The organism is Marinobacter subterrani (assembly GCF_001045555.1).
Lineage (GTDB): Bacteria > Pseudomonadota > Gammaproteobacteria > Pseudomonadales > Oleiphilaceae > Marinobacter > Marinobacter subterrani.
On record NZ_LFBU01000001.1, the window covers coordinates 2,183,419 to 2,205,100 of the forward strand.

The window sequence follows — 21,682 nt, forward strand, 5'->3', positions numbered from 1 at the left end:
ACACGACCAAGGCAAGTCCCGTTTCTGCGGGGCTTGCCTTGACGTTTCAGATACCAAGGGAGTCTCCCATGTCAGTCCTGAAAAGTTTGATTGCCGGCCAGTGGGTCGGTGAAAAGCCCGCCAAGGCCCTGCCCAGCGCCGTGAATGGCGACATCGTCGCCCATACCCACGACGATACCCTCGATTTCAAGAACGCTGTTGAGTATGGCCGCAAGGTTGGCGGAAAAACCCTGATGGCCATGGATTTCCAGGAGCGTGCCCTGGCCCTGAAAGCCATGGCCCTCTACCTCCAGGAACACAAGAAAGAACTGTACGCCCTGTCAATGCACACCGGTTCCACCAAGGGCGATAACGGCATCGATATCGATGGTGGCTTCGGCACCCTGTTTTCTTACGCCAGCATGGGCCGGCGCGAACTGCCATCCGGCAACGTGGTGCACGAAGGCCCGGTGACACCGCTGGGCAAGAACAACCACTTTGCCGGCACCCACATCCTGGTGCCCCGTGGCGGCGTGGCCATACACATTGACGCCTACAATTTCCCGGTGTGGGGCATGCTGGAAAAGTTTGCACCCACGTTCCTGGCGGGCATGCCGTCCATCGTGAAGCCAGCCACCTCGACCTGCTACGTGACCGAACTGGCGGTTCGATTGATGCAGGAATCCGGCGCCTTGCCGGAAGGCAGCCTGCAGCTGATCATCGGCAGCACCGGCGACCTGTTTGATCATCTCGAAGAGCAGGACGTGGTGACCTTCACCGGCTCGGCGGCAACCGCCCGTAAGCTCAAGAACCATCCGAACATCATCAACCGTTCGATTCCGTTCAACGCCGAGGCGGATTCACTGAACAGTGCCATTCTGGCGCCAGACGTTACCCCCGAGCACGAAGAGTTCGACATCTTCGTGAAGGAAATACGCCGCGAGATGACCGCCAAGGCCGGTCAGAAATGTACCGCCATCCGTCGTATCCTGGTGCCCAAAGGCCAGGTAGACGCAGTCTGCGACAAGCTGAAAGAGCAGCTCGCCAAGGTCACCGTGGGCGACCCTTCCGTGGAAGGTGTGCGCATGGGTGCCCTGGCCTCCATCGACCAGCTGGAAGACGTCAGGGCCAACATCCAGGAACTGCTGAAGACCAGCGAGCTGGTCGTCGGTGGCGAAGGCAGCTTCAAGCCCACCGGTGACGGCACCGAAAAAGGCGCCTTCATCGAGCCGCACGTACTGCTGTGCCGCAACCCGGAAAACGGCTGTGGCGCCCACGATATTGAAGCGTTCGGCCCGGTAGCCACGGTGATTCCCTACGACACCATTGAGGACGCTGTTGAGCTGTGCTCGAAAGGCCGGGGCTCTCTGGTTACGACCCTGACCACCCGCGATCCGGCCATTGCCGGCACCATCGCTCCCCGGCTTGCCGCCTTCCACGGCCGCCTGCACCTGCTGGACGCCGAGGCCGCCAAGGAATCCACCGGCCACGGCTCGCCCCTACCCATGCTCAAGCATGGCGGCCCGGGCCGGGCCGGTGGCGGTGAGGAGCTGGGCGGCATCCGTGCGGTGCACCACTACCTGCAGCGCACCGCCATCCAGGGCTCCCCGACCATGCTGGCAGCGGTTACCCGCGAGTATGTACGCGGTGCCAACCTGATCGAAACCGCGGTGCACCCGTTCCGTCGCCACTTCGAAGACCTGCAGATCAACGAGTCGCTGCTGACGCATCGCCGCACGGTCACCGAGGCGGACATCGTCAATTTCGGCTGCCTGTCTGGTGATCACTTCTACATGCACTTCGATGAGATTGCCGCGCGGGACTCCCAGTTCGGCAAGCGCATTGCCCACGGCTATTTCGTGCTTTCCGCCGCGGCCGGCCTGTTTGTTGATCCGGGCGAGGGCCCGGTCCTGGCAAACTATGGCCTGGACACCCTGCGCTTTATTGAACCCGTTGCACCGGGTGACACCATCCGGGCACGGTTGACCTGCAAGCGCAAGATTGATCAGGGTCGGACATCCCCCGACGGCCACCCGCAGGGTGTGGTGGTCTGGGATGTTCAGGTTCACAACCAGAACGACGAGCTGGTTGCGAGCTACGACATCCTGACACTGGTTGCCAAGAAGCCCGAGTAACACCGGGCTTCCCTGCTTTCTCCCTGTCCTGGACCCCAGGGAGAAAGCGTCAGGCAAATAAAAGGGGGACAGGTCGCAAGACCTGTCCCCCTTTTATGTCTGCAGATGTCAGTGCGCTGGCAGTTCAGGCCGCGACGGCGGCATTCGGGCGTTGCGACCAGGGATATTCCTTGACCGGCAGATGAAGGACAGCCGACAGCGCGCCCACGCCAACACCCACCCACCAGACCAGTGTGTAGTTGTGGTACACATCGTACAGCGCACCACCGAGCCATACGCCCAGGAAGCCGCCCAACTGATGCGAGAAAAACACCAGCCCATAGAGCGTGCCCATGTATTTCAGGCCGTAGATGTGTGCCACCAGCCCTGAGGTGAGCGGCACGGTGGCCAGCCAGAGCGACCCCATGGCCACGGAAAACAGCACCACCGTCTCGGGGGTGATCGGCGCCATGATAAAGGCCGCGGAAACAACGGTTCTCAACAGGTAGATAGTCGCCAGCAGGTATTTCCGGGAGTACCGGTTACCCAGCCAGCCGGCGAACAGGGTGCCACCGATGTTGAACAACCCGATCAGTGCGATGGAAATTGCGCCAAGCCCTGCCAGTGTCGTGATCCCCAGCCCATAAAGCAGGCTGCCCGGGATGATCGGGCCGGACATTTCCGTGATGAGGGCCGGGAAGTGCGCGGTAATAAAGGCCAACTGGTAGCCACAGGAGAAAAAACCGAAAAAAATGAGCAGGAAAGACGGATCCCGTACTGCGCGGCGGATCACAACGCCCATCGGCTCGTCGCTGCCCGTGGACTGGTGCTGCTTCGGTGCCCGCATAAGTAGCAGCGCCGTCATGGACAGCATGATAAAGCCGGCGAAGACGATAAAAACCGACTGCCAGGGCATCTGGCTCAGCAGCGCATTGGCCACGGGCGGGCCGACGATCTGCCCGGCGGACCCCGCCGCCGTGGCAATGCCGAGCGCCATCGACCTGTGCCGGTCAGACGCCGCCCGCCCGACCACCGCCAGGATCACCCCAAAGCCGGTACCGGCAATGCCGAAACCCACCAGCATTTCCAGCAACTGGTGCTGGCCCGGCGTGATCGCGTAGGCCGACAACACCAGCCCGACCACGTAGAAGGCACCACCGCCCAGAATCGCCTTGCGGTCGCCAAAGCGTTCAGCAAAGGCGCCGAAGATGGGCTGCCCGATGCCCCAGAACAGGTTCTGCACGGCAATCGCCAGGGAAAATGATTCCCGGGGCCAGGCGAACTCTTCAGCAATGGGCAACTGGAACAGGCCGAAGGAGGCCCGCACCGCAAAGCTGACCAGAATGATGATGCAACCGGCGATAAGGACAGGGTTGATCAGGCGGTCGGCGATAGCCGGAGGTGTGTTCAATGTCTTGTTCTCGCTCTGCACACGGAAAACCAGGCGTGGCCGGCATCCGCCGGCCCCCGACGGATTTTACATGCCCAGATACGCTTCGCGCACCTTCTCATTGCTGAGCAGTTCCCGGCCGGTACCTTCGATCACCACTTTTCCGGTTTCCAGCACATAGCCGCGGTCCGCCAGTGCCAGCGCCTGGGAGGCATTCTGCTCCACCAGGAAGATGGTCATGCCCTCTTCCTTCAGTTCCTTGACGATGTTGAAAATCTCTTCGATGATCAGCGGCGCCAGGCCCATGCTGGGCTCATCCAGCAGCAGCAGCCGCGGCTTGGCCATCAGCGCCCGCCCCATGGCCAGCATCTGCTGCTGGCCACCGGACAGCTCGCCGGCCAGGTTGTGGCGCTTCTGGCGCAGAATGGGGAACCTGGTGTACATGCGCTCCAGATCCTCCATCACCTCGGGTGTCTTGCCCCGAGTGTAGGCACCCAGCAGCAGATTGTCGTGTACGCTGAGGTCCTTGAACACCTGTCGGCCCTCGGGCACCTGAACGATGCCATCCGCCACCCGCTTGTCGGCACTCACCTTCGCCAGATCCCGGCCTTCAAACGTTATCGAGCCCCGGTCCGCCGGCTGTAACCCGGAGATGGTCATCAGCAGGGTGGATTTTCCCGCCCCGTTGGCGCCCACCAGGGAAACAATTTCGCCGCTGTTAATCTGGATATCCACATCGTGCAGCACTTCGATCTGGCCATAGGAGGTAACCAGCCCCTTGATGGACAGCATTTCCTGTTTGGCATGAGGTGCGGTAACCCGGTCTGCGTGCTTGAGCCCCAGCCCGCCGAATTTCTCCGGGGTGTAGCTGACAATCTGGTGCCGCAACTCCCGGAATTCCTCCCGCACCCGCTCACCGAACAGGGGGTCGTTTTCGACATCCCTGGCTGCAATGATCTGCTGCCAGTCTTCTTCAGTCAGCAGCTTCCGGGCCCGGGGAATAACCACTCCCTCTTCCTTGCGGATGTGCTTGCGCAAGGCTTCGGTAAAACGCGCCAGGGCGTGGCTGAATTCCTCACGCCCTTCCGGCCAGCCTTGTTCGCACTCCGCCAGCAACCGACGCAATTCCACCAGCTTTTCATGCCCGACCACATAGCCCCTGGCCAGTTTTGCCAGCAGGGGTGCGGTCTCGGGCGATTTCTCGCTGAGCCGCTGGTAGAGCTCAATGTCTGTGGGCGTACTGTGTACCCGCTGCGAAAAGTGCTGAATGTAATCGAAGATCGTGGTCAGCAACCGCTCATCGGGCCGCTGGTCGTTAACATTCATGTCGCTCAGCAATTGGTCCAGCAGATCCAGTATCCGCCAGAGTGCCTGATGCTCCTGGACAATAATCCGGACGGCCTGCTCTCCGCGTGACTGGGCAGGCGCCATTTCAGTGTGTTGCTCGCTCATTTGAAATGTCTCCTTGCTCAGCCACCCAGATAGGCGGCGATAACGTCCGGGTTCTGGCGGATTTCCTCGGGAGTTCCCTCGGCCAGAACGAGACCATAGTTAAGCACCAGCAACCGGTCTGAGATGCCCATCACCAGCTTCATGTCGTGCTCAACCAGCATCACGGTAATGCCCTGCTCCGCGATTTTCCGGATTAACTCTTCCAGCGCCGCGGTTTCCGTGGCATTCAGGCCTGCCGCCGGCTCATCCAGCAGGATAACCTTGGGTTCGGCTGCCAGCGCCCGGGCAATTTCCAGCCGCTTGAGGGCACCGTAGGACATTGCCGAAGCGTCCGTTTCGAGATACTCGCCGCAGCCGACATAATCCATCAACTCGGCGGCACGTTTGCGGGCCTCGACTTCATTGCGGCGCAGGGAGGGCAAGCGGAACAGGGTGGCGAACAGATTGCTCTTGAGCTGCAGATGGCGTCCGAGCATCACGTTCTCGATGGCCGTCATGTTCATGCAGATCTGCATCTGCTGGAAGGTGCGGCACATGCCCCGCTCTGCCAGCTCGTTCGGCTCCAGTTTCGCGGTGCTCTCGCCGTTAAGCCGGACTTCACCCCTGGTCGGGATATAGAGCCCGGTAATCAGATTGAACAGCGTCGTCTTGCCAGCGCCGTTGGGACCAATCACGGAATAGACCTGGCCGGCCTGCACCGAGAAACTGACACCCTCCACCGCATGCACACCACCAAAGGCCTTATCCAGCCCTTTCACTTCAACCAGTGCTGTCATGCCTTACCTCCCGTTTTCTTGCGCACTTTCCCGGCAACCAGAGCCGTCAGGGTGGGAAGCAGGCCCTTGGGCATGAAGATCATGGTCAGCATCAGGATCAGACCGAACATCACCGTCTCCAGCTCCTGGAAATTTGCCAGAAGCTGAGGCAAAAGCTTCAGCACCACAGCACCAAGAATGACGCCGAAGGTGGAACCCATACCGCCCAGCACGACCATGGTGATCAACAGAATGGAGAACTCGAAGCTGGCCACCGCCGGCGTGATAAAACCCTGGAAATGGGCGTAGAGACTGCCCATGACACTGGCGTACACCGCCGAGATTACGAACACCAGGCTCTTGTACCGGGCGGTGTCGACGCCCACCACACTGGCCGCGACTTCCGAGCCTTTCACCGACCGAAGCGCCCGGCCGATGGGCGATTCGATCAGGTTCAGTGCAAACCAGACCGCCAGCAGAAGCACCAAGCTGGCCAGGATATACCAGGCCTGGACGCCGGAAATCTCGACACCGAACAACGAATACTGGCCAAAGGTGCTGAGCTCCCAGCCGAACAGGTTAAGGGCGGGAACCGGCATGCCATCGGGGCCGCCGGTAATGGCGCGCTCGTTATTCAGGATGATGGCAATAATGAAGCCAACCGCAAGGGTTGCCATGGACAGGTAGTGGCCCTTCAATCGCAGGATCGGGCGGCCGACCACCCAGGCAATGATACCCACCGCAATGGCACCGGCCACCAGCGCCGGGATAGAGGACCAGCCGTAGGTGCCGGTTGCGATCCCCGTGAAGTAGGCACCCAGGCCGAAGAACCCGGCATGGCCGAGACTGATCTGGCCGGCAAAGCCCACCAGCAGGTTCAGGCCAACCACGGTGGCGGCGATAATGGCCATCTGGGTGACCAGTTCATAATGGAACGGGTTGCCCAGAAAAGCCGGAAGAATAATCAGGATGAGTGCGAGAATCACCAGACCCCGCAGGCGCGACTGCATAAACCGGTTCAACATCAGACCCGCTCCACGACTTTGGCACCGAATAGCCCGCGGGGCATGAAGAACAGCACCAGCAGGATCATGGAAAAGGCCACCGCATCCTTGTAATCAGACGAGATGTAACCGGCCGCCATGGCCTCGACGATGCCCAGGGCCAGACCACCCACTACTGCGCCGACGCCACTGCCAAGACCACCGATAGCGGCTGCAACAAAGCCCTTGAGCCCGAGAATCACGCCGATATCGTAGGAAGTGAAGGTGATCGGGGCCACCACAATACCGGCCACAGAGCCCAGCAGCGCCGACACCATGAAGGCCAGCATCAACACCATCTGGGTGCGGATACCGACCAGGCGCGCCGCCTCCTTGTTCATGGAGGTTGCCAGAATGGCCTTGCCGATCAACGTCTTGGTGAAGAACAGCACCAGAGCGACCACCAGCACCGCACCAACGCCCAGAACCCAGAGGCTCTGGCTGTTCAGTACCGCACCGAATACCTCAATCGGCTCACTGGTGCTGAAATTTGGCATCACGTGGTATTGCTTGCCCCAGACCAACTGGGCAAGGCCGCGGATGAAGATCGACGCACCGATAGTGATGATAATCAGGGTAACCACATCGGCCTGCCGGGCCGGTGCAATCGCGAGGCGCTGAAGCGCAATCCCCAGAAGGCCGGCCAGGATAACAGCGAGCACAACGGCGAGGATCATGGGCACGCCCATGGCCGTCAGGGATACGGTCGCCATGCCGCCGACCATCAGAAACTCGCCCTGGGCAAAATTGATGACGTGGCTGGCGTTATAGATGAGGGTAAAACCGAGCGCGATCAGTGCGTAGGTGGCACCGATCGTGATCCCGGTAAACAGGTACTGTAAGAATTCTGCGAACATAGCGGTGGTTCCGGCCGTACGCCGGCTGGCGACCTCCCCGGAAGGGCAGCCGCCAGCCGAGAGACAGATGAAGGGAGTCTCAGTTAATCAGTTTCCAGTCGCCGTTCTGGACTTCCAGCATGCGGAAGGAATCTGCATCAAGGCCGTTATGGTCCGTCGGCGACATATTGAACTCGCCGGTTACTCCCACATAGCCCTTGATGTTTTCCAGCGCCTTGCGAACCGCTTCCGGGTCGGTAGAACCGGCCTCTTCAATCGCGCGCACCGCCAGCATCAGGCCGTCGTAGGCGTAGGCACCGAAGGTGGACACCTTGGAGTCGTAGCGCGCCTCGTACTCGGCCTTGTAGTTCTGAACCACGGCTTTCTGGGGGTCGTCTTCCGGCAGGGATTCCGGCACCAGCAAGGGCGACGCAGGCAGACGCAGACCTTCTGCGGCAGAACCGGCCAGCTCCAGGAAGCTGTCAGAGGCCACACCATGGGACTGATAGAACGGAAGCTCCATGCCCAACTGGTCATAGTTGCGGGTTACGATGGCCGGGCCCTGGCCGAAACCGAAGTTGAGCACCGCCTGAACACCTTTTGTGTTACGGATATTGGTCAACTGGGCCGTCATGTCTGTATCAGATCCGCTGTAGGTTTCGTCAGCGACCACTTCCATTCCCATTTCCTTCGCTACTTCCAGGGTCTGGGTGCGGCCGGAGCTGCCGAAACCGCCGGTGCCGGAGATCAGTCCGAACTTGGTGATACCGCGGTCTTTCATGTCTGCCAGGATCCGCTCGGCCGCCATGCGGTCAGACTGGGGAGTCTTGAACACCCATTTCTTGACCGGTGTGGTGATAACCACCGCACCTGCCAGGGAGATGAAGGGAATCTGCGCCTGCTCGATCATCGGCACGGCGGCCATGGTGGCACCGGTGGTGCTGCCACCAACGATGAGATCCACCTGGTCTGACCGGATCAGGCGGCTGGCGAAGTTGCGGGCAGACGAGGCATTACCGGCGTCATCGTAATGCACCAGCTCCAGGGGACGCCCCAGAACACCGCCTTCTTCATTGATTTTTTCGACATACATCTCGAGCGTTTTCAGCTCGGGATCACCCAGGAAGGATGCCGGACCTGTCACAGACAGGAACGACCCGATCTTGATTGGCTCAGCCGCCTGGGCACTCATCATCATGAGACCGGCAGCCGCAACCGCTGCGCATTTTCCTGCGCGACGCATCATTGTAGTAAGCATTGTTCTTATTCTCCCGAATTGTGCAGGGGCATGAGTATTTGTTGTGTCTTCGCTCCGGTAAATTCGATACCGTTGACGAATATCAACCGAAGTTATTGTATCATAACTTCCATGTCAACCGATTTCAGGAGATCAGGCCGGGGCCTCTTAATTAAAGCCGAGCGCCATGCAACGCGCCAGCAGGTTAATCAGAGAGACAAACCTTTACCTGACACGTAAGAACCGCATAATACGTGCAACATGTTTCATTGATTCTTATTTGCGAACCCAGGTTATGACTGCAAAAAACCAGCTCGAAGTGCTCGTCAGCAATTTCCAGAAGAAGCGGCCGCTTCGCGCCGGCTCTCTGATCATTACCATCTATGGCGACGCCATCGTGCCCCGTGGCGGCAATGTCTGGCTTGGCAGCCTGATGAAGCTGGTTGAGCCCATGGGCATCAGCCAGCGGCTGGTGCGCACCTCGGTGTACCGCCTGGTGCAGGAATCCTGGCTGCAGACCGAGAAGGTCGGCCGCTGCAGCTACTACAGCCTTACCGGCCCGGGTCTCCGGCGGTTCGAACAAGCCTTCCAGCACGTCTACAACCTGGATACCGAGGAATGGAATGGGAGTTGGTGCCTGGTGTACCTGAACCAGTTGTCGCCGGAGCTCCGCCAGAAAGTCCGGGAGGAGCTGAAGTGGCTCAGCTTTGGCAGCATGGCCCCTGGCCTGATGGAGCACCCGAGATTTACCCGCAATGAACTGATACCGATGCTGCAGGAATGGGGCGCCCTCGAAGATACGATTGTCATGCAGACCCTGCCCATGGAGCAGAAAAGTCCCAGGGCACTTCGACTGCAGGTTCGCGAGAGCTGGAACCTGGATGAGCTTGGCGGCCGCTACCGGCGTTTCCTGAAGCAGTTTCGCCCGCTGTGGCGGGAACTTCAGTCTGAGGACACTCTCAGCCCGGAGGAGTGCCTGCTTCTGCGGATACTGCTGATCCACGAGTACCGGAAGATTCTGCTTCGCGACCCGCTGCTGCCCGATGAGTTACTGCCGGGCGACTGGGAAGGCCGCAGCGCCAAGCAGCTTTGCCGCAATCTCTACCGGCAGATCTATACCCGCGCGGAGCAGTGGCTCGACCAGACCCTGGAGAACGCCTCCGGCCCTCTGCCAGGGCCAGGCGAAAAATTCTACAAACGGTTCGGCGGCCTGCGTGACTCCGCCTCCCAGAGCCCCCCGGTCGCTGAGCCGGAAGCCCTTGAATAGACCATTGAACCGAATTACCCGGCGGCCACCGACTCGCCCTGGCGTTGCTGCGCCCGTCGGGCCAGGTGCAACACCACAACACCCATGGCCATCACAATCAGGGTCAGCCACAGGCCGTTGGTGTAGCTACCCTCGACATCGGCCAGATACCCCACCACGGCCGGCGCCAACATCTGTGCAATACCATAGCTGAAGGTCAGACGGCTCATGGGCCGGGAGGGATTTTCCGGGAATACGCGCCCAACCATCGCCAGCATCATGCTGACAATGCCGATAAAGCTGGCGCCATAAATCACGGAACTAAGCATCACACTGGCCATGCTGGTGTTTACGATGAGCATCAGAATACTGACGGAGTTCAGCGTGTAGGCCAGATACAGTGCCAACCATTGCCCCCAGCGGCGCGAGAAAAGATCCCAGAGCCAGCAGGCCGGGGCGGCGGCAAGGCCGGCAATCAGCCAGACCAGCCAGCCCTGGCCACTGAGTTTGGGCATGGCTTCGGCGATCGCCACCAGAAAAGTGGCCGTTACCACATAACCGACACCGGCACAGAAATACGCCAACTGTAACAGGCGGATGAAACGGCTCCGCTCCTCCCCAGTGCCGGCGGCACCGGTTTTGGGCAGGGCACAGGTGCGGTAGTCCGGCATCCACCGCCAGGCAGGCACCAGTAGCACCAGCGCGACCAGCCCGTAGACCACCCATTGCTGGTCCCAGGTGAAGTCATCCTTGATCAGTTGCGCCACCACCGCCGTGAGGACAATCCCGAGCCCGATACCGGAAAAGAAAACACCCAGCTCGGATTTGTGATTGTGCTTGATCAGCCAGCTCATCAGCAGCCCGGCACCCAGCAGCATGCCCGCCGAGGTACTCAGCCCGGAGATAAAACGCAGGATAAACCACAACCACACATTGGTGGTGTACCCCATGAGAACCGTTGAAATCACCGCCACCACCAGCCCAAGCTGGTACAGCCTGAACTTGAGCCCAAGGTCGCTGATCCGGGTGATAATCAGCGCGCCGGTGAGGTAGCCGGCGTAATTCACCGTTGCCAGCATACCCACCACGGATTTGCTCAGCCCCAGCGCCGCCACCATCTCGGGAATCATCGGCGTGTAGGAGAAACGGGCAATACCCACCATGACCACCACCGCGATCACGCTGGCCGCCAGCACTTTTATGGTTTCAATCGGTTTCACGGGATTTCCTTGGGCGCTGATCACTCCGGACGCGTTCGAGCTCAGGCACGGCCCAGAAACCGGCGCTCCTCCACATTGATCCGGATGCGGTCACCGGTGCCAATGTGCTCCGGCACCTGTACCACCAGCCCCGTGGTCAGCCTGGCCGGCTTGGTTCTGGCGGTCGCGGAACCACCCTTGACGGATGGATCGGTTTCCTCGATCACAAGCTCAACGGTGGGCGGCAGGTCCAGGGCCACGGGGGCATCCTTCAGTAAAATCACCATCACGCCCTGGGTGTCCTCGCTGATGAGCAGCAGCTCATCGGCGATGGCCTCCCGGTTGAGGCTGTACTGGGTGTAGTCTTCGGTATCCATGAACACGCACTCGTCGCCGTCGGCGTAGGAGAACGTAGACTCACGGCGGGTTAGATCCGCCAGATTGAGCATGTCCGAGTCCTTGAAGGTCTCGTCCAGCTTCTGACCTGTCACCACATCGTACATCCGCATCCGGTACAGACTGCCTCCGGCACGCCCCTGGGGTACGGAACGCTCGATGTCTTTGACAAAATACACACGGCCATCGTACTCAACCGCAGAGTTCTTCTTGATTTCACTGGCTTTTGGCATCGCTCGATATTCCAGATTAATAAAGTAGGGAATCGGATGTGCTGATATACCACGACTGAAGACGACTTTCGATACCGGAGCACGGCAAATGCTTCAAACCACGCGGGAAGCCAGCACCAGGAATCCGAGAGCGACAGCCACCACCCCCAGGGCCCGGGCCAGCCATTCGCCTCCGGGCAACAGTTTTTCCAACAAGACAAACCCCGCAATCACGGCAATGACTGTCAGATCCATGATACCGCCGACGAACAGCAGCGCCATCAGGGCGCCGCAGCACCCGACGCAGAAGGCACCGTGGATCAGTCCCATTTTCAGGGCGCCAACCGGACCGGCTCGCCAGTGCCGGGAAATGAAAAACAGGGGCCCGCGACAATGGCGGAGGCAGACGGTTTTGAGGGGGGACCACTGGTACAGTCCGGCAAGAATCAGAACAAAGCCGTTAAAGCTGGCGCTCTGGCTGCGCATCATAGGACTGAGCAATGCCAGGCGTTCGAGCACCCATTGAAGCGACGTAGCCGCCAGGCTGAAGCACGACCAGATAATGAAGTACCCCAGAGCAAACAGCAGGGTGCCCCACAGCGGGTTCGCCAAGCGGTTCTTGCTGGCAACCTGGCGATATAACAGGATCATCGGTGCGGCGCTGGGCAGCATCATCGCGACCATCATGATGACCCACATCGTCACCATGAGAGCAAAATATTGCAGCGTCCATTCACGCAGAACCGGGGCCGGCGGCATACCACCCGCCATTGCAAACAGATACCACCAGCACAACCCCGCTATGGCCAGGAGTCCAAGCAGAGTCGTCAGTGAATCCCGGGCCAGCAGCCGGAGCACTGGCATGACTTCGACCTTCTACCCGTTGCGCCCCCGGCCTACCGGAAGACGCCGCGCGGGCCGATGTCCAGGTGCGCCAGATGGCTATGGCTGGCATTCAGCTCCAGCGGAATCCCGGCGTGTGCACGGGTACTGCCCTTGGCCACTTCTGCCACGGCATACTCAAACCCGTGCGGCAGCTCGATCCTCGCCGTGTGCTCCTCGCCGGAGACCGGATTGGTAATCGGCTCGCAGGAAGATTCAATGGTATCGGCGACCCGGACTGTTGCACGCCTGCCCTCTACATCAGAGGAAATATCAATCGCGCAGAACACAGGATCGTGCATTTTGGTCAGTGTGCTGGCAAACACATTGAAAAACGTGGCCCCGGGCTCGGATGTTTCGCCCGAGAGGATCGCCAGCAGGGCGTCCCTCTGCTCCGGGCTGGCGCGTTCATCAATAAAGGCCTGGCCCTGCCCGTTGCCTTCGTGAATCGCGCCAGGCCATTGCAACGTCATGGCGAACGACAGACCATCCAGGCGTGTTTCACCGAAAAACCCCTCATCAACCTTCACCGCGGCAAATGCCCGGCAGTCGCCGTGGGTTGGGCGCCCCATAAACTGGCAGGGACAGCCTAATTCACAGTTGCAGTTGACGAACTCACGTCCCTTGATCCGCCAGTCAATGTCAGTAGTCATCTTGGTTCTCCCCCTTCCTGTAACTCCTTAAAAAATTCTAGCGCAGGGGGGCGCTGGCCATTAGACGATTAACGCAGCAGAATTCAGCGGATATACTTGTGCATTCTAGCCAGCGCCTGTCACTGTAACAGGTGGCAGAGCAGACCTTCGGTGGCGCCATGAACATTCGAACCCTGGAAACCTTTATATGGATTGCCCGTCTCGGCAGTTTCCGGGCCGCCGCCAGCCGGGTGTATGCGTCGCAGCCGTCCGTGTCGGCGCGAATTGCCGGCCTGGAAGACCAGCTTGGCGTGGAACTGTTCAATCGCTCGGCCCGGAAGGTCACGCTCACCGCCAAGGGTCGCGAGTTCCTGATTTACGCCGAGAAAATGCTGAGCCTGCACGGCGAGATGATGCAGGCTGTGGCCACGCCTTCCTCACTGCAGGGCACCATCCGTCTGGCGGTGTCTGAGACCATTGCCCATACCTGGTTGCCGCAGCTTATTGAACGGGTGAGTGAAGCCTATCCTGCCATCAATCTGGAGCTGGATGTCGACATCTCCGTCAATCTTGCCGAGAAACTGGTGAATCACGAGATTGATATCGCGTTTCTGATGGGCGGCGTAAACCAGCCCGGCATCCTCAACCAGGATCTGTGCCGGTATTCGCTGATCTGGGTCGCCAGCCCGAAGCTCAATCTTCCCGGCCAACCGATGACCCTGGCAGAATTGTCCACCTGGCCGATTGTCACCTACCCGAGAAAAAGCCAGCCCTACATGGCTATCCGATCCCTGGTGGATCCGATGAATCACTCCACCCGGATCCACTCCAGTTCGTCGCTGTCCACCATCATCCGCATGACCGTCGACGGCCTGGGCGTCAGCGCATTGCCGCGGGAAATCCTGCAGCGCGAACTCAGCGCAGGAACCCTGCGCCGGTTCGAGGTGGCTGCCAAGGTACCGGACCTGGCCTTCAGCGCGGCCTATCGGGCCGGGCCAGGGGGCAATGTCATCCAGGCCATCGTGGAACTGGCGCTGGCGATTGCAGAAACGCGGGCTGGCGAGAGGAAAAACACCCCGGAACGGCCCGACACCACTAACTGATCAGCTTTTTCTATCAGAAGTGATCCTAACTTTCGAATTGTATTAATCGCCCGCTCTGCCTTAAATGTAAAAATCATTCATTTTTGAGGCAGCACCATGGCAGCGTCCCACACCCTTAACCTGCACTCTACGCCGAAAGCAGTGCGTGAGGCGGCGCGGCAAGGCTTGCTTACCGGCCCCACCTCCGGTCTTGCCAGCGGTTATGTGCAGGTCAATCTGGTGATCCTGCCGGAGGCCGAGGCGGCGGGTTTCATGCGCTTCTGCCAGGCAAACCCGAAACCCTGCCCGTTGCTGGCAGTCAGTGAGCCCGGCGCCCGCACCTGCGAGGCCATGGCCAGCGATCTTGATATCGCCCGGGATGTGCCGGCCTACCGTATCTATCGCAATGGCGTTGCCAGCCAAACGGTTGCCGATGTTGCCGATGAATGGCGAGACGATCTGGTGACCTTCGCCCTCGGCTGTTCCTTCACCTTCGAGCACGCGCTGATCCAGGCCGGTCTCAGCATCCGGCATATCGACCAGGGCCGTAACGTTCCCATGTATCAAACCACGGTGCCACTGACGCCTGCGGGCGGATTCCAGGGCAACCTCGTGGTGTCCATGCGGCCGTTCTCGGCGGCAGACGCCATCCGCGCCATCCAGATCACGACTCGTTATCCCCAGGTGCACGGTGCACCCGTGCATCTCGGGCATCCCGGACTCATCGGCATTTCGGAACTGCACTCACCCGACTATGGCGATTCGGTCTCTGTGAAGGACGACGAGATCCCCGTGTTCTGGGCCTGCGGTGTGACGCCCCAGCAGGTCCTGATCGACTCAGGCGTTTCATTTGCAATCACCCACAGCCCGGGCCACATGCTGGTAACGGATATTCCCGACAGCACCCTGGCCCTGTTTTGACCAAACCCAGCACGACCACGAAAACTGAGGAAACAACCATGATGACAAAAAAACCCCTCGCCGTTGCCACTGTCGTTGCCCTGTCCCTGGCAGGCGCCAGCGCCCAGGCCCAGACACCGGACCTCGACAACACCAGCCTTTCCTACGTCGGAAGCTGGAGCAGCCTGTCGCTGTACCAGAATTTTGAGAAGCCGTTCTGGGCCGATCACATCCCCGAAGCTTCCGACGGCCAGATTTCGACCCAGGTCACCACCTTTGACCAGATGGGACTGGGCGGTGGCGAAGTCTATCGGCTGATGGCCCGCGACGTCATTGAAGTGACCTCGACCGTGGCAGATTACGCGGTGGCGGATGCACCGGAACTGGAAGGCCTGGACATGCCGATGATTGCGCCGGATGTGGAAACCGCCCGCAAGGTCGCCGAAGCCTACCGGCCGGTTCTCGCAGACGCCTTTGCCGAGCGTTTTGACGGTGCCCAGCTGCTCGCTGTCGTGCCCTACCCGTCACAGATGGTGTTCTGCAACACCCCCATTGAAGGCCTCTCCGATCTCCAGGGCAAGAAGATCCGCGCCAGTGGCCGGACCACCGCGGAATTCCTTCAGGCCATTGGCGCCGAGGGCATCACCCTGAATTTCAGTGAAGTGCCGGGCGCCCTGCAGCGGGGCGTTATTGACTGTGCAGTCACTGGCTCACTGTCCGGCTACAGTTCCGGCTGGCATGAAGTTTCCACCCACCTCTACCCCCTGCCGGTCGGCGGCTGGGATCACGTGGTCACCGCCATGAATGGCAAGAAGTGGGACTCGCTCTCGGAAACCACCCAGCAATGGTTGATGAAAGAGATTGAGACCAACTACGAAACACCGGTGTGGGAAGCGGCCGTTGCAGAGACCAAGGAAGGCATTGCCTGCCTCACCGGTGAAGGCACCTGCTCCCGTGGCGAGCCCGGCGATATGGTTCTGGTTAAGGCCACAGATGCTGACTTCACCAAAGCCTCCAAGGCCCTCGAAGAGACCGTTCTGCCCAACTGGGCCGGCCGGGTTGACCAGGAATGGGTTGACCGCTGGAACGAGACCGTGGGCGCCGTCACCGGCCTGAAAGCGTCAAAGTAACCGCCGTATCCGTCATTGGCGGCCGGGCAGCACCCGCGCCCGGTCGCCCTGGAGAACACTATGTTGCAACAGGCCAACTCAAGCCTCGACCGGCTGCTGGGGATAGCTCAGACCGGCTCACTCTGGCTGGCCCGGGCCGGCGGCGCGCTGATTCTGCTGACCGTGGCGATCGTCACCATCGAAGTGATCACCCGCCAGCTTATGGGCCGATCCGCCGTGCATGCCACCGAAATCACCGGCTACATCATGGCGGTCAGCACCAGTTGGTGCTTTGCCCATACCCTGCTGTGCAAGGCGCATATCCGGATTGACGCCCTGTATCTCAATTTCCCGACCAAAGTACGTGCGGCTCTCGACCTGCTGGCTCTGCTGGCGATGGCGCTGTTCTGCGTGCTCGTGGTCGGGGCGGTTTTTGATGTTGCCTACGCCTCTTTTGCGGATGGTGCGACCGCCAACACCCCCCTCGGCACTCCTTTGTGGATACCCCAGACACTCTGGCTGGCCGGCCTTACCTGGTTCGGTTTTGTCGTATGCCTGCTCACCCTGCGGGTGATTCTCGCGCTCTGCCAGGGCGATATCGATGGTGTCCAGGCGCTGGCCGGAAGCCCTACGCTGGATGAACAAATCGAGCACGAAAACCGGGAAGCACAGTCATGATTCTGACCGCATTAATCATTCTTCTGGTCCTGCTGGTACTGAGCGTACCCGTAGCCGCCACGCTGGTGGTTCTGGCGCTGATGCTGGACGAATTCTTCTCGCCCTTCCCGCTGTTCCGGGCCATGGGTGATGTGCTCTGGACGGCGTCAGACAGCTTTCTGCTGATTGCCATTCCGCTGTTTATCCTGCTTGGTGAAATCCTGGTCAGAACCGGCATCGCCAAGGGCACTTACCGCTCCCTCGAAAGCTGGCTGTCGTGGCTGCCGGGCGGGCTGCTGCATGCCAACATTGGCACCGCCACCCTGTTCTCCGCCACCTCCGGTTCCAGCGTGGCCACGGCGGCCACCATTGGCACTGTCGCCATTCCCCAGGGCAAGGAGATGAAATACGATCAGCGGCTGTTCACCGGGTCCATTGCCGCCGGTGGCACCCTGGGCATCATGATCCCGCCGTCCATCAACCTGATTGTCTATGGCTTCCTGACGGAAACCTCCATTCCCCAGCTGTTTGCCGCAGGCCTGTTGCCGGGACTGTTACTGGCCCTGCTGTTTATCGTAGGGACTGCGCTCATCTGTATATGGAAGCCTTCACTGGGCGGGCCAAGCACCAGCCACAGCTGGAGTGAACGGATCTCCGGGCTCTGGAACCTGATCCCGGTGCTTGCCCTGTTCGGCATTGTGGTGGGTTCAATCTACACCGGGCTGGCAACCCCCACTGAAGCGGCCTCCCTGGGCGTACTCGGCGCCATGGTCATCGCCCTGTCCATGGGCAAGCTCTCTATGGGGGTGATCATCGAGGCCCTGGACGGCACCATGAAAACCACCGGCATGATCATGCTGATCATCATGGCCTCCTACTTCCTGAACTTTGTACTGGCCTCCTCCGGTGTCACCCGGGAGCTTTCCAGCTTTCTGGAATCCGCCGGCCTGGGCCCCTATTCCACCCTGATGCTCGCCATCCTGCTCTACATCGTGCTCGGGTTCTTTATCGAGACCCTGTCACTGATGGTCATCACCATTCCCATTGTCGCCCCCATTATTATCAGCCTGGGGTTCGATCCGGTCTGGTTTGGCATCCTGCTGATTCTGCTGATCGAGATGGCACTAATTACCCCACCGGTCGGTCTGAACCTCTACGTTGTCCAGGGGGTTCGCAAGGGCGGGCCGTTCAGCGATGTGATGGTCGGCGCCATGCCCTATGTCGGCATGATGCTGCTGATGGCTGTCATTCTTGTATTGTTCCCGTCCGTGGCACTGTTCCTGCCCGGGCTGATGGACTGACCCCGTGCCCACTAACATTAACCGGAGCCAACCATGACTACTTTTCAACTTGCCGACACTGACGACACCCTGGAGATCGACATCCGGGAACTCATCATCGCGGGCTGGGCGGGGCGTGAGCAAGCCGGTATTGATGAGCATATCGAGGAGCTCAAGGCGATTGGCGTGAAGCCACCCTCAAGCACACCGCTGTTCTACCGGGTGGCGGCCAACCAGTTCACCACGGCCCCGGAAATCCAGGTGCTGGGTGAGCAGACCAGCGGCGAAGCCGAAGTGGTGTTGATTGGCACCACGGAGGGCACCCTGGTGGCCATCGGCTCGGATCACACCGACCGTGAAGCCGAAGCCTGGTCTGTTGCCCACTCCAAGCAGGTGTGTGCCAAACCAGTGAGCCGCCAGGTCTGGTGGCTGGAGGATGTGATCGGGCACTGGGACAAGCTCGAAATAACCTCCTACGCCACCATCAGCGGCGACGAAGTGCGCTATCAGGAAGGGCCGGTCACCGGCCTGCTGCACCCGGCAGAACTGCTGAGCCGGTTTGGCCGGGAAAAACCGGAACTGGCCCCCGGCGAGGCCATGCTGTGTGGCACACTGCCGGTGATCGGAGGCGTTCGCCCCGCCCAGGCATTCCGGATGGTACTGACCGACCCGGTCACCCACCGGAGCCTGGAACACCGGTATGACATCCGGACACTGCCGGTGGTCTCATGAAAACCCTGGCAGGCTCCCACGAACCCACTCTGCAGGCGCTGCTCGACGGCATGCGCGACGGGCTCTGGCGGTCCACCGACCTGCTCGATGCCTGTTTCTCCAGCATCGACAGCAAGGACAACCCCGCGGCCCGCGTTTACACCAAACGCTTCGACCGAACCGCCCGGGCCGAGGCGGCGGCCGCCGATCGACTCAAAGCCGGCGGCGTTCCGCCCGGCGAACTGGCCGGCCTGCCCATTGCCCTCAAGGCACTGTTTGACGTGGCCGGTGAAATTACCCATTCGGGCTCCCGGGGCTGGCAGGCGCCGGCCAGCCAGGATGCCCTGATCGTCTCCCGGCTGCGTCGGGCCGGCGCGGTGATCACCGGCCATACCAACATGACCGAGTTCGCCTACTCCGGACTCGGCCTGAACCCCCATTACGGCACCCCGGACAACCCTCTGGCACCCGGGCGAATCCCCGGGGGGTCATCCTCCGGTGCCGCCGTAGCAGTGGCCCAGGGTATGGCAGCCGCCGCCATTGGCAGCGACACCGGCGGATCCGTCCGCATTCCCGCTGCGTTCTGCGGCCTGGTCGGGTTCAAGCCCTCACAACAGCGCATTCCCCGGGACGGCACCTTCCCGCTCTCCGACAGCCTGGACTCGATCGGGCCAATCGCCCGCAGTGTCGACTGTTGCGCGCGGCTGGATGCCGTCCTGTCCGGACGGTCCTACCAACCGCTGGCACCTGCCGGGGTCAGGGGCCTGCGCTTTGTCGTTCCCTCCGACTACATGCTGGACAACATGGATGAAACCGTTGCCCGAGCGTTTTCCCGCAGCCTGAAGAGCCTGCGCGATGCCGGCGCCAGCATCATCGAGGCCCCGGCCCCGGTGCTTTCGGCCATCCCGGAACTGATGGAAGGTGGCGGCTTCACCGCTGCCGAAAGTTACTTTGTTCACCGCCAGTGGCTGGCCGAACACGGAGAGCTCTACGACCCCCGTGTCCGCAGCCGTATGGAACGTGGCGCCGCCATTTCCGCAGCCGACTACCTGGAGCTTTGCCGCCGGCGGCAGCAACGCAAACAACAGGCTGACCGATGGCTGCGGGACTACGATGGCCTGCTTGCCCCAACCGTTCCTGTCGTGCCCCCGCGCTTTGACGAGGTAACGCGGGATGAAGATTACGCCCGACTCAACCTGCTGGTTCTGCGTAACCCGACCGTCGCTAACATGCTGGACCTGTGCGCCCTGTCGCTGCCCAACCACACCCCGGACGAACTGCCGAGCGGGCTGATGCTGGTCGGGCGCAACGGCAGTGACCGGGAACTCCTGCGCCAGGCAGCAGCCCTCGAAGCGCTGATGGAACAAACACCATGACAGAGACAGCAAAATTATCCGGGCAGCCGGCAACGGATTCCCGCTCCGGTGGCGAGAATGCCCGCCGCATTCTGAAGCGGGATCCCAACCCGCATCTGTTCCGGCCGGTAAGCTTTCGCTCGGTCACCGCCCGTAACCGGATCATGCTGTCGCCCATGTGCCAGTATTCCGGCCAGGACGGGCTGTCAAACGACTGGCATTTCGTACACCTGGGCGCCCGGGCGGCCGGTGGAGCAGGCTGGGTGTTTACCGAAGCGGTGCATACCGAGCCCCACGGCCGGATCACACCCTACTGCCTCGGGCTCTGGAACGATGAGCAACGAGACCGGCTGGCCCGCATTGCCAGCTTTGTGGAAGCGCAAGGCGCCGTGCCCGGAATCCAGCTTGGCCACGCCGGCCGAAAAGCCTCCGTCGGCCGGCCCTGGGAAGGGTCCCGCCCCCTGACCGTCGCCGAAGGCGGCTGGGATAACCAGGTCTCTGCCTCAGCCCTGCCCTACGCCGATGGCTGGCACACCCCCATTGCGATGTCGAACGACCAGATTTCCGAGGCTCTCCAGGCCCTCAGGTCCGCGGCACGTCGGGCTCGGGAGGCCGGCTTCAAGGCTCTGGAACTGCACTGTGCCCACGGCTATCTGATTCACCAGTTTCTCTCACCGCTCAGCAATCAGCGCACCGATGCCTATGGCGGCAGCTTCGAAAACCGCATCCGCTTCCTGCAGGAGTCCATCCAGGTGGTGCGGGAAGTCTGGCCGGCAGAGCTGCCCCTGTTTGTCCGGCTTTCCTGCACCGACTGGGTGGAAGGCGGCTGGACCCTGGACGACACGGTGCGGCTGGCCACCCTGTTGCAATTCCAGGGCGAAGTAGACCTGATAGACTGTTCCTCAGGTGGCAATGACCCAAGGCAGCAGATCCCGATTCATCCCGGCTATCAGATCCCCCTGTCTCAGGCGGTTCGCACCAGAGCCCGCATCGCCACCGGGGCGGTTGGTCTGATCCACAGTCCGGATCTGGCGGAATCCGTTGTTGCCAATGGTCAGGCAGATCTGGTGGTTCTCGGCCGAGCCCTGCTGTCTGACCCGGCCTGGCCGCTGCGAGCAGCCGCGACCCTGAAGGCCGAAAACGTCGAGTGGCCAAAACAGTATGAACGCTCGAATATTTTCTGAGTTTTCGCGGATACGTCTCACAGAGACAACG

At 60.9% G+C, this 21,682-nt stretch carries 20 protein-coding genes and 1 pseudogene; 10 read left to right on the forward strand and 11 right to left on the reverse strand.

The genetic code is table 11. The features are described from left to right. The first annotated feature begins 68 nt into the window (after nt 1–68). The gene (gene paaZ / locus msub_RS10255) at nt 69–2,114 is read left to right on the forward strand and encodes a phenylacetic acid degradation bifunctional protein PaaZ (RefSeq protein WP_048495931.1); all 2,046 of its coding nucleotides are present in this window, start codon (nt 69–71) and stop codon (nt 2,112–2,114) included. A gap of 124 nt (nt 2,115–2,238) precedes the next feature. On the opposite strand, the gene msub_RS10260 is transcribed toward paaZ, so the two are convergent. The 7 genes and pseudogenes from msub_RS10260 to msub_RS10285 all read right to left on the reverse strand — a co-directional run bounded on the left by msub_RS10260 (nt 2,239) and on the right by msub_RS10285 (nt 8,827). Next, complete coding sequence (locus msub_RS10260; RefSeq protein ID WP_048497055.1) at nt 2,239–3,504, reverse strand: MFS transporter; 1,266 nt, start codon at nt 3,502–3,504, stop codon at nt 2,239–2,241. A 66-nt stretch (nt 3,505–3,570) separates the two neighbouring features. Next, the gene (locus tag msub_RS22110) at nt 3,571–4,275 is read right to left on the reverse strand and encodes an ABC transporter ATP-binding protein (RefSeq protein ID WP_048497056.1); all 705 of its coding nucleotides are present in this window, start codon (nt 4,273–4,275) and stop codon (nt 3,571–3,573) included. A gap of 210 nt (nt 4,276–4,485) precedes the next feature. Next, nucleotides 4,486–4,935: pseudogene (locus msub_RS22115) on the reverse strand (hemerythrin domain-containing protein); the annotation flags it as partial. Nucleotides 4,936–4,952: 17 nt separating this feature from the next. Next, a complete protein-coding gene (locus tag msub_RS10270; RefSeq protein ID WP_048495932.1) occupies nt 4,953–5,711 on the reverse strand; it encodes an ABC transporter ATP-binding protein in 759 nt (252 codons plus the stop codon). Next, nucleotides 5,708–6,715: a branched-chain amino acid ABC transporter permease gene (locus msub_RS10275; protein ID WP_048495933.1), complete on the reverse strand. Its 1,008-nt coding sequence runs from the start codon at nt 6,713–6,715 to the stop codon at nt 5,708–5,710. The genes msub_RS10270 and msub_RS10275 overlap by 4 nt, the downstream gene beginning before the upstream one ends. Then, on the reverse strand, nt 6,715–7,590 hold the full coding sequence (locus tag msub_RS10280; RefSeq protein ID WP_048495934.1) for a branched-chain amino acid ABC transporter permease: 876 nt from the start codon (nt 7,588–7,590) through the stop codon (nt 6,715–6,717). The genes msub_RS10275 and msub_RS10280 overlap by 1 nt, the downstream gene beginning before the upstream one ends. 79 nt (nt 7,591–7,669) lie before the next feature. Further along, nucleotides 7,670–8,827 (reverse strand): ABC transporter substrate-binding protein, encoded by a 1,158-nt coding sequence (locus msub_RS10285; RefSeq protein ID WP_048495935.1) that lies wholly within the window; start codon nt 8,825–8,827, stop codon nt 7,670–7,672. Between the two features lie 274 nt (nt 8,828–9,101). On the opposite strand from msub_RS10285, the gene paaX reads away from it, so the two are divergent. Then, the gene (paaX, locus tag msub_RS10290; protein ID WP_048495936.1) at nt 9,102–10,073 is read left to right on the forward strand and encodes a phenylacetic acid degradation operon negative regulatory protein PaaX; all 972 of its coding nucleotides are present in this window, start codon (nt 9,102–9,104) and stop codon (nt 10,071–10,073) included. A 14-nt stretch (nt 10,074–10,087) separates the two neighbouring features. Here paaX and msub_RS10295 read toward each other — a convergent pair whose 3' ends face one another. The 4 genes from msub_RS10295 to msub_RS10310 all read right to left on the reverse strand — a co-directional run bounded on the left by msub_RS10295 (nt 10,088) and on the right by msub_RS10310 (nt 13,394). Next, on the reverse strand, nt 10,088–11,272 hold the full coding sequence (locus msub_RS10295; RefSeq protein ID WP_048495937.1) for a YbfB/YjiJ family MFS transporter: 1,185 nt from the start codon (nt 11,270–11,272) through the stop codon (nt 10,088–10,090). Nucleotides 11,273–11,313: 41 nt separating this feature from the next. Continuing rightward, the gene (gene efpL, locus msub_RS10300; RefSeq protein WP_048495938.1) at nt 11,314–11,880 is read right to left on the reverse strand and encodes an elongation factor P-like protein EfpL; all 567 of its coding nucleotides are present in this window, start codon (nt 11,878–11,880) and stop codon (nt 11,314–11,316) included. Nucleotides 11,881–11,973: 93 nt separating this feature from the next. Then, nucleotides 11,974–12,723 carry a DUF2182 domain-containing protein gene (locus msub_RS10305; protein ID WP_048495939.1) on the reverse strand — a complete coding sequence of 250 codons (750 nt, stop codon included), beginning with the start codon at nt 12,721–12,723 and terminating at the stop codon, nt 11,974–11,976. A 32-nt stretch (nt 12,724–12,755) separates the two neighbouring features. After that, nucleotides 12,756–13,394 (reverse strand): DUF1326 domain-containing protein, encoded by a 639-nt coding sequence (locus msub_RS10310; protein WP_048495940.1) that lies wholly within the window; start codon nt 13,392–13,394, stop codon nt 12,756–12,758. Between the two features lie 158 nt (nt 13,395–13,552). Between msub_RS10310 and msub_RS10315 the strand changes: the two genes are divergently transcribed. The 8 genes from msub_RS10315 to msub_RS10350 all read left to right on the forward strand — a co-directional run bounded on the left by msub_RS10315 (nt 13,553) and on the right by msub_RS10350 (nt 21,651). Then, nucleotides 13,553–14,476 (forward strand): LysR family transcriptional regulator, encoded by a 924-nt coding sequence (locus tag msub_RS10315; RefSeq protein ID WP_048495941.1) that lies wholly within the window; start codon nt 13,553–13,555, stop codon nt 14,474–14,476. A 96-nt stretch (nt 14,477–14,572) separates the two neighbouring features. Beyond that, entirely contained in the window at nt 14,573–15,376 is an 804-nt protein-coding gene (locus tag msub_RS10320; protein ID WP_048495942.1) for a putative hydro-lyase, read from the forward strand. A 38-nt stretch (nt 15,377–15,414) separates the two neighbouring features. Then, nucleotides 15,415–16,485 carry a TRAP transporter substrate-binding protein gene (locus msub_RS10325; protein WP_048495943.1) on the forward strand — a complete coding sequence of 357 codons (1,071 nt, stop codon included), beginning with the start codon at nt 15,415–15,417 and terminating at the stop codon, nt 16,483–16,485. 60 nt (nt 16,486–16,545) lie between these two features. Next, nucleotides 16,546–17,142 (forward strand): TRAP transporter small permease subunit, encoded by a 597-nt coding sequence (locus msub_RS10330; RefSeq protein ID WP_048495944.1) that lies wholly within the window; start codon nt 16,546–16,548, stop codon nt 17,140–17,142. After that, entirely contained in the window at nt 17,139–18,422 is a 1,284-nt protein-coding gene (locus msub_RS10335; RefSeq protein WP_048495945.1) for a TRAP transporter large permease, read from the forward strand. Before msub_RS10330 ends, msub_RS10335 begins: the two co-directional genes overlap by 4 nt. Nucleotides 18,423–18,455: 33 nt before the next feature. Continuing rightward, the gene (locus tag msub_RS10340; RefSeq protein ID WP_048495946.1) at nt 18,456–19,133 is read left to right on the forward strand and encodes a DUF2848 domain-containing protein; all 678 of its coding nucleotides are present in this window, start codon (nt 18,456–18,458) and stop codon (nt 19,131–19,133) included. After that, on the forward strand, nt 19,130–20,488 hold the full coding sequence (locus tag msub_RS10345; RefSeq protein WP_048495947.1) for an amidase: 1,359 nt from the start codon (nt 19,130–19,132) through the stop codon (nt 20,486–20,488). The genes msub_RS10340 and msub_RS10345 overlap by 4 nt, the downstream gene beginning before the upstream one ends. After that, nucleotides 20,485–21,651 carry an NADH:flavin oxidoreductase/NADH oxidase gene (locus msub_RS10350; RefSeq protein ID WP_082146454.1) on the forward strand — a complete coding sequence of 389 codons (1,167 nt, stop codon included), beginning with the start codon at nt 20,485–20,487 and terminating at the stop codon, nt 21,649–21,651. Before msub_RS10345 ends, msub_RS10350 begins: the two co-directional genes overlap by 4 nt. Nucleotides 21,652–21,682: the final 31 nt, after the last annotated feature.

Bases quoted from the DNA above. Each gene is read 5' to 3' on its own strand.
- paaZ (WP_048495931.1), top strand. From the start codon at position 69: ATGTCAGTCCTGAAAAGTTTGATTGCCGGCCAGTGGGTCGGTGAAAAG.
- msub_RS22110 (WP_048497056.1), bottom strand. From the start codon at position 4,275: ATGCTGTCCATCAAGGGGCTGGTTACCTCCTATGGCCAGATCGAAGTG.
- msub_RS10270 (WP_048495932.1), bottom strand. From the start codon at position 5,711: ATGACAGCACTGGTTGAAGTGAAAGGGCTGGATAAGGCCTTTGGTGGT.
- msub_RS10275 (WP_048495933.1), bottom strand. From the start codon at position 6,715: ATGTTGAACCGGTTTATGCAGTCGCGCCTGCGGGGTCTGGTGATTCTC.
- msub_RS10280 (WP_048495934.1), bottom strand. From the start codon at position 7,590: ATGTTCGCAGAATTCTTACAGTACCTGTTTACCGGGATCACGATCGGT.
- msub_RS10285 (WP_048495935.1), bottom strand. From the start codon at position 8,827: ATGCTTACTACAATGATGCGTCGCGCAGGAAAATGCGCAGCGGTTGCG.
- paaX (WP_048495936.1), top strand. From the start codon at position 9,102: ATGACTGCAAAAAACCAGCTCGAAGTGCTCGTCAGCAATTTCCAGAAG.
- efpL (WP_048495938.1), bottom strand. From the start codon at position 11,880: ATGCCAAAAGCCAGTGAAATCAAGAAGAACTCTGCGGTTGAGTACGAT.
- msub_RS10305 (WP_048495939.1), bottom strand. From the start codon at position 12,723: ATGCCAGTGCTCCGGCTGCTGGCCCGGGATTCACTGACGACTCTGCTT.
- msub_RS10310 (WP_048495940.1), bottom strand. From the start codon at position 13,394: ATGACTACTGACATTGACTGGCGGATCAAGGGACGTGAGTTCGTCAAC.
- msub_RS10315 (WP_048495941.1), top strand. From the start codon at position 13,553: ATGAACATTCGAACCCTGGAAACCTTTATATGGATTGCCCGTCTCGGC.
- msub_RS10320 (WP_048495942.1), top strand. From the start codon at position 14,573: ATGGCAGCGTCCCACACCCTTAACCTGCACTCTACGCCGAAAGCAGTG.
- msub_RS10325 (WP_048495943.1), top strand. From the start codon at position 15,415: ATGATGACAAAAAAACCCCTCGCCGTTGCCACTGTCGTTGCCCTGTCC.
- msub_RS10330 (WP_048495944.1), top strand. From the start codon at position 16,546: ATGTTGCAACAGGCCAACTCAAGCCTCGACCGGCTGCTGGGGATAGCT.
- msub_RS10335 (WP_048495945.1), top strand. From the start codon at position 17,139: ATGATTCTGACCGCATTAATCATTCTTCTGGTCCTGCTGGTACTGAGC.
- msub_RS10340 (WP_048495946.1), top strand. From the start codon at position 18,456: ATGACTACTTTTCAACTTGCCGACACTGACGACACCCTGGAGATCGAC.
- msub_RS10345 (WP_048495947.1), top strand. From the start codon at position 19,130: ATGAAAACCCTGGCAGGCTCCCACGAACCCACTCTGCAGGCGCTGCTC.
- msub_RS10350 (WP_082146454.1), top strand. From the start codon at position 20,485: ATGACAGAGACAGCAAAATTATCCGGGCAGCCGGCAACGGATTCCCGC.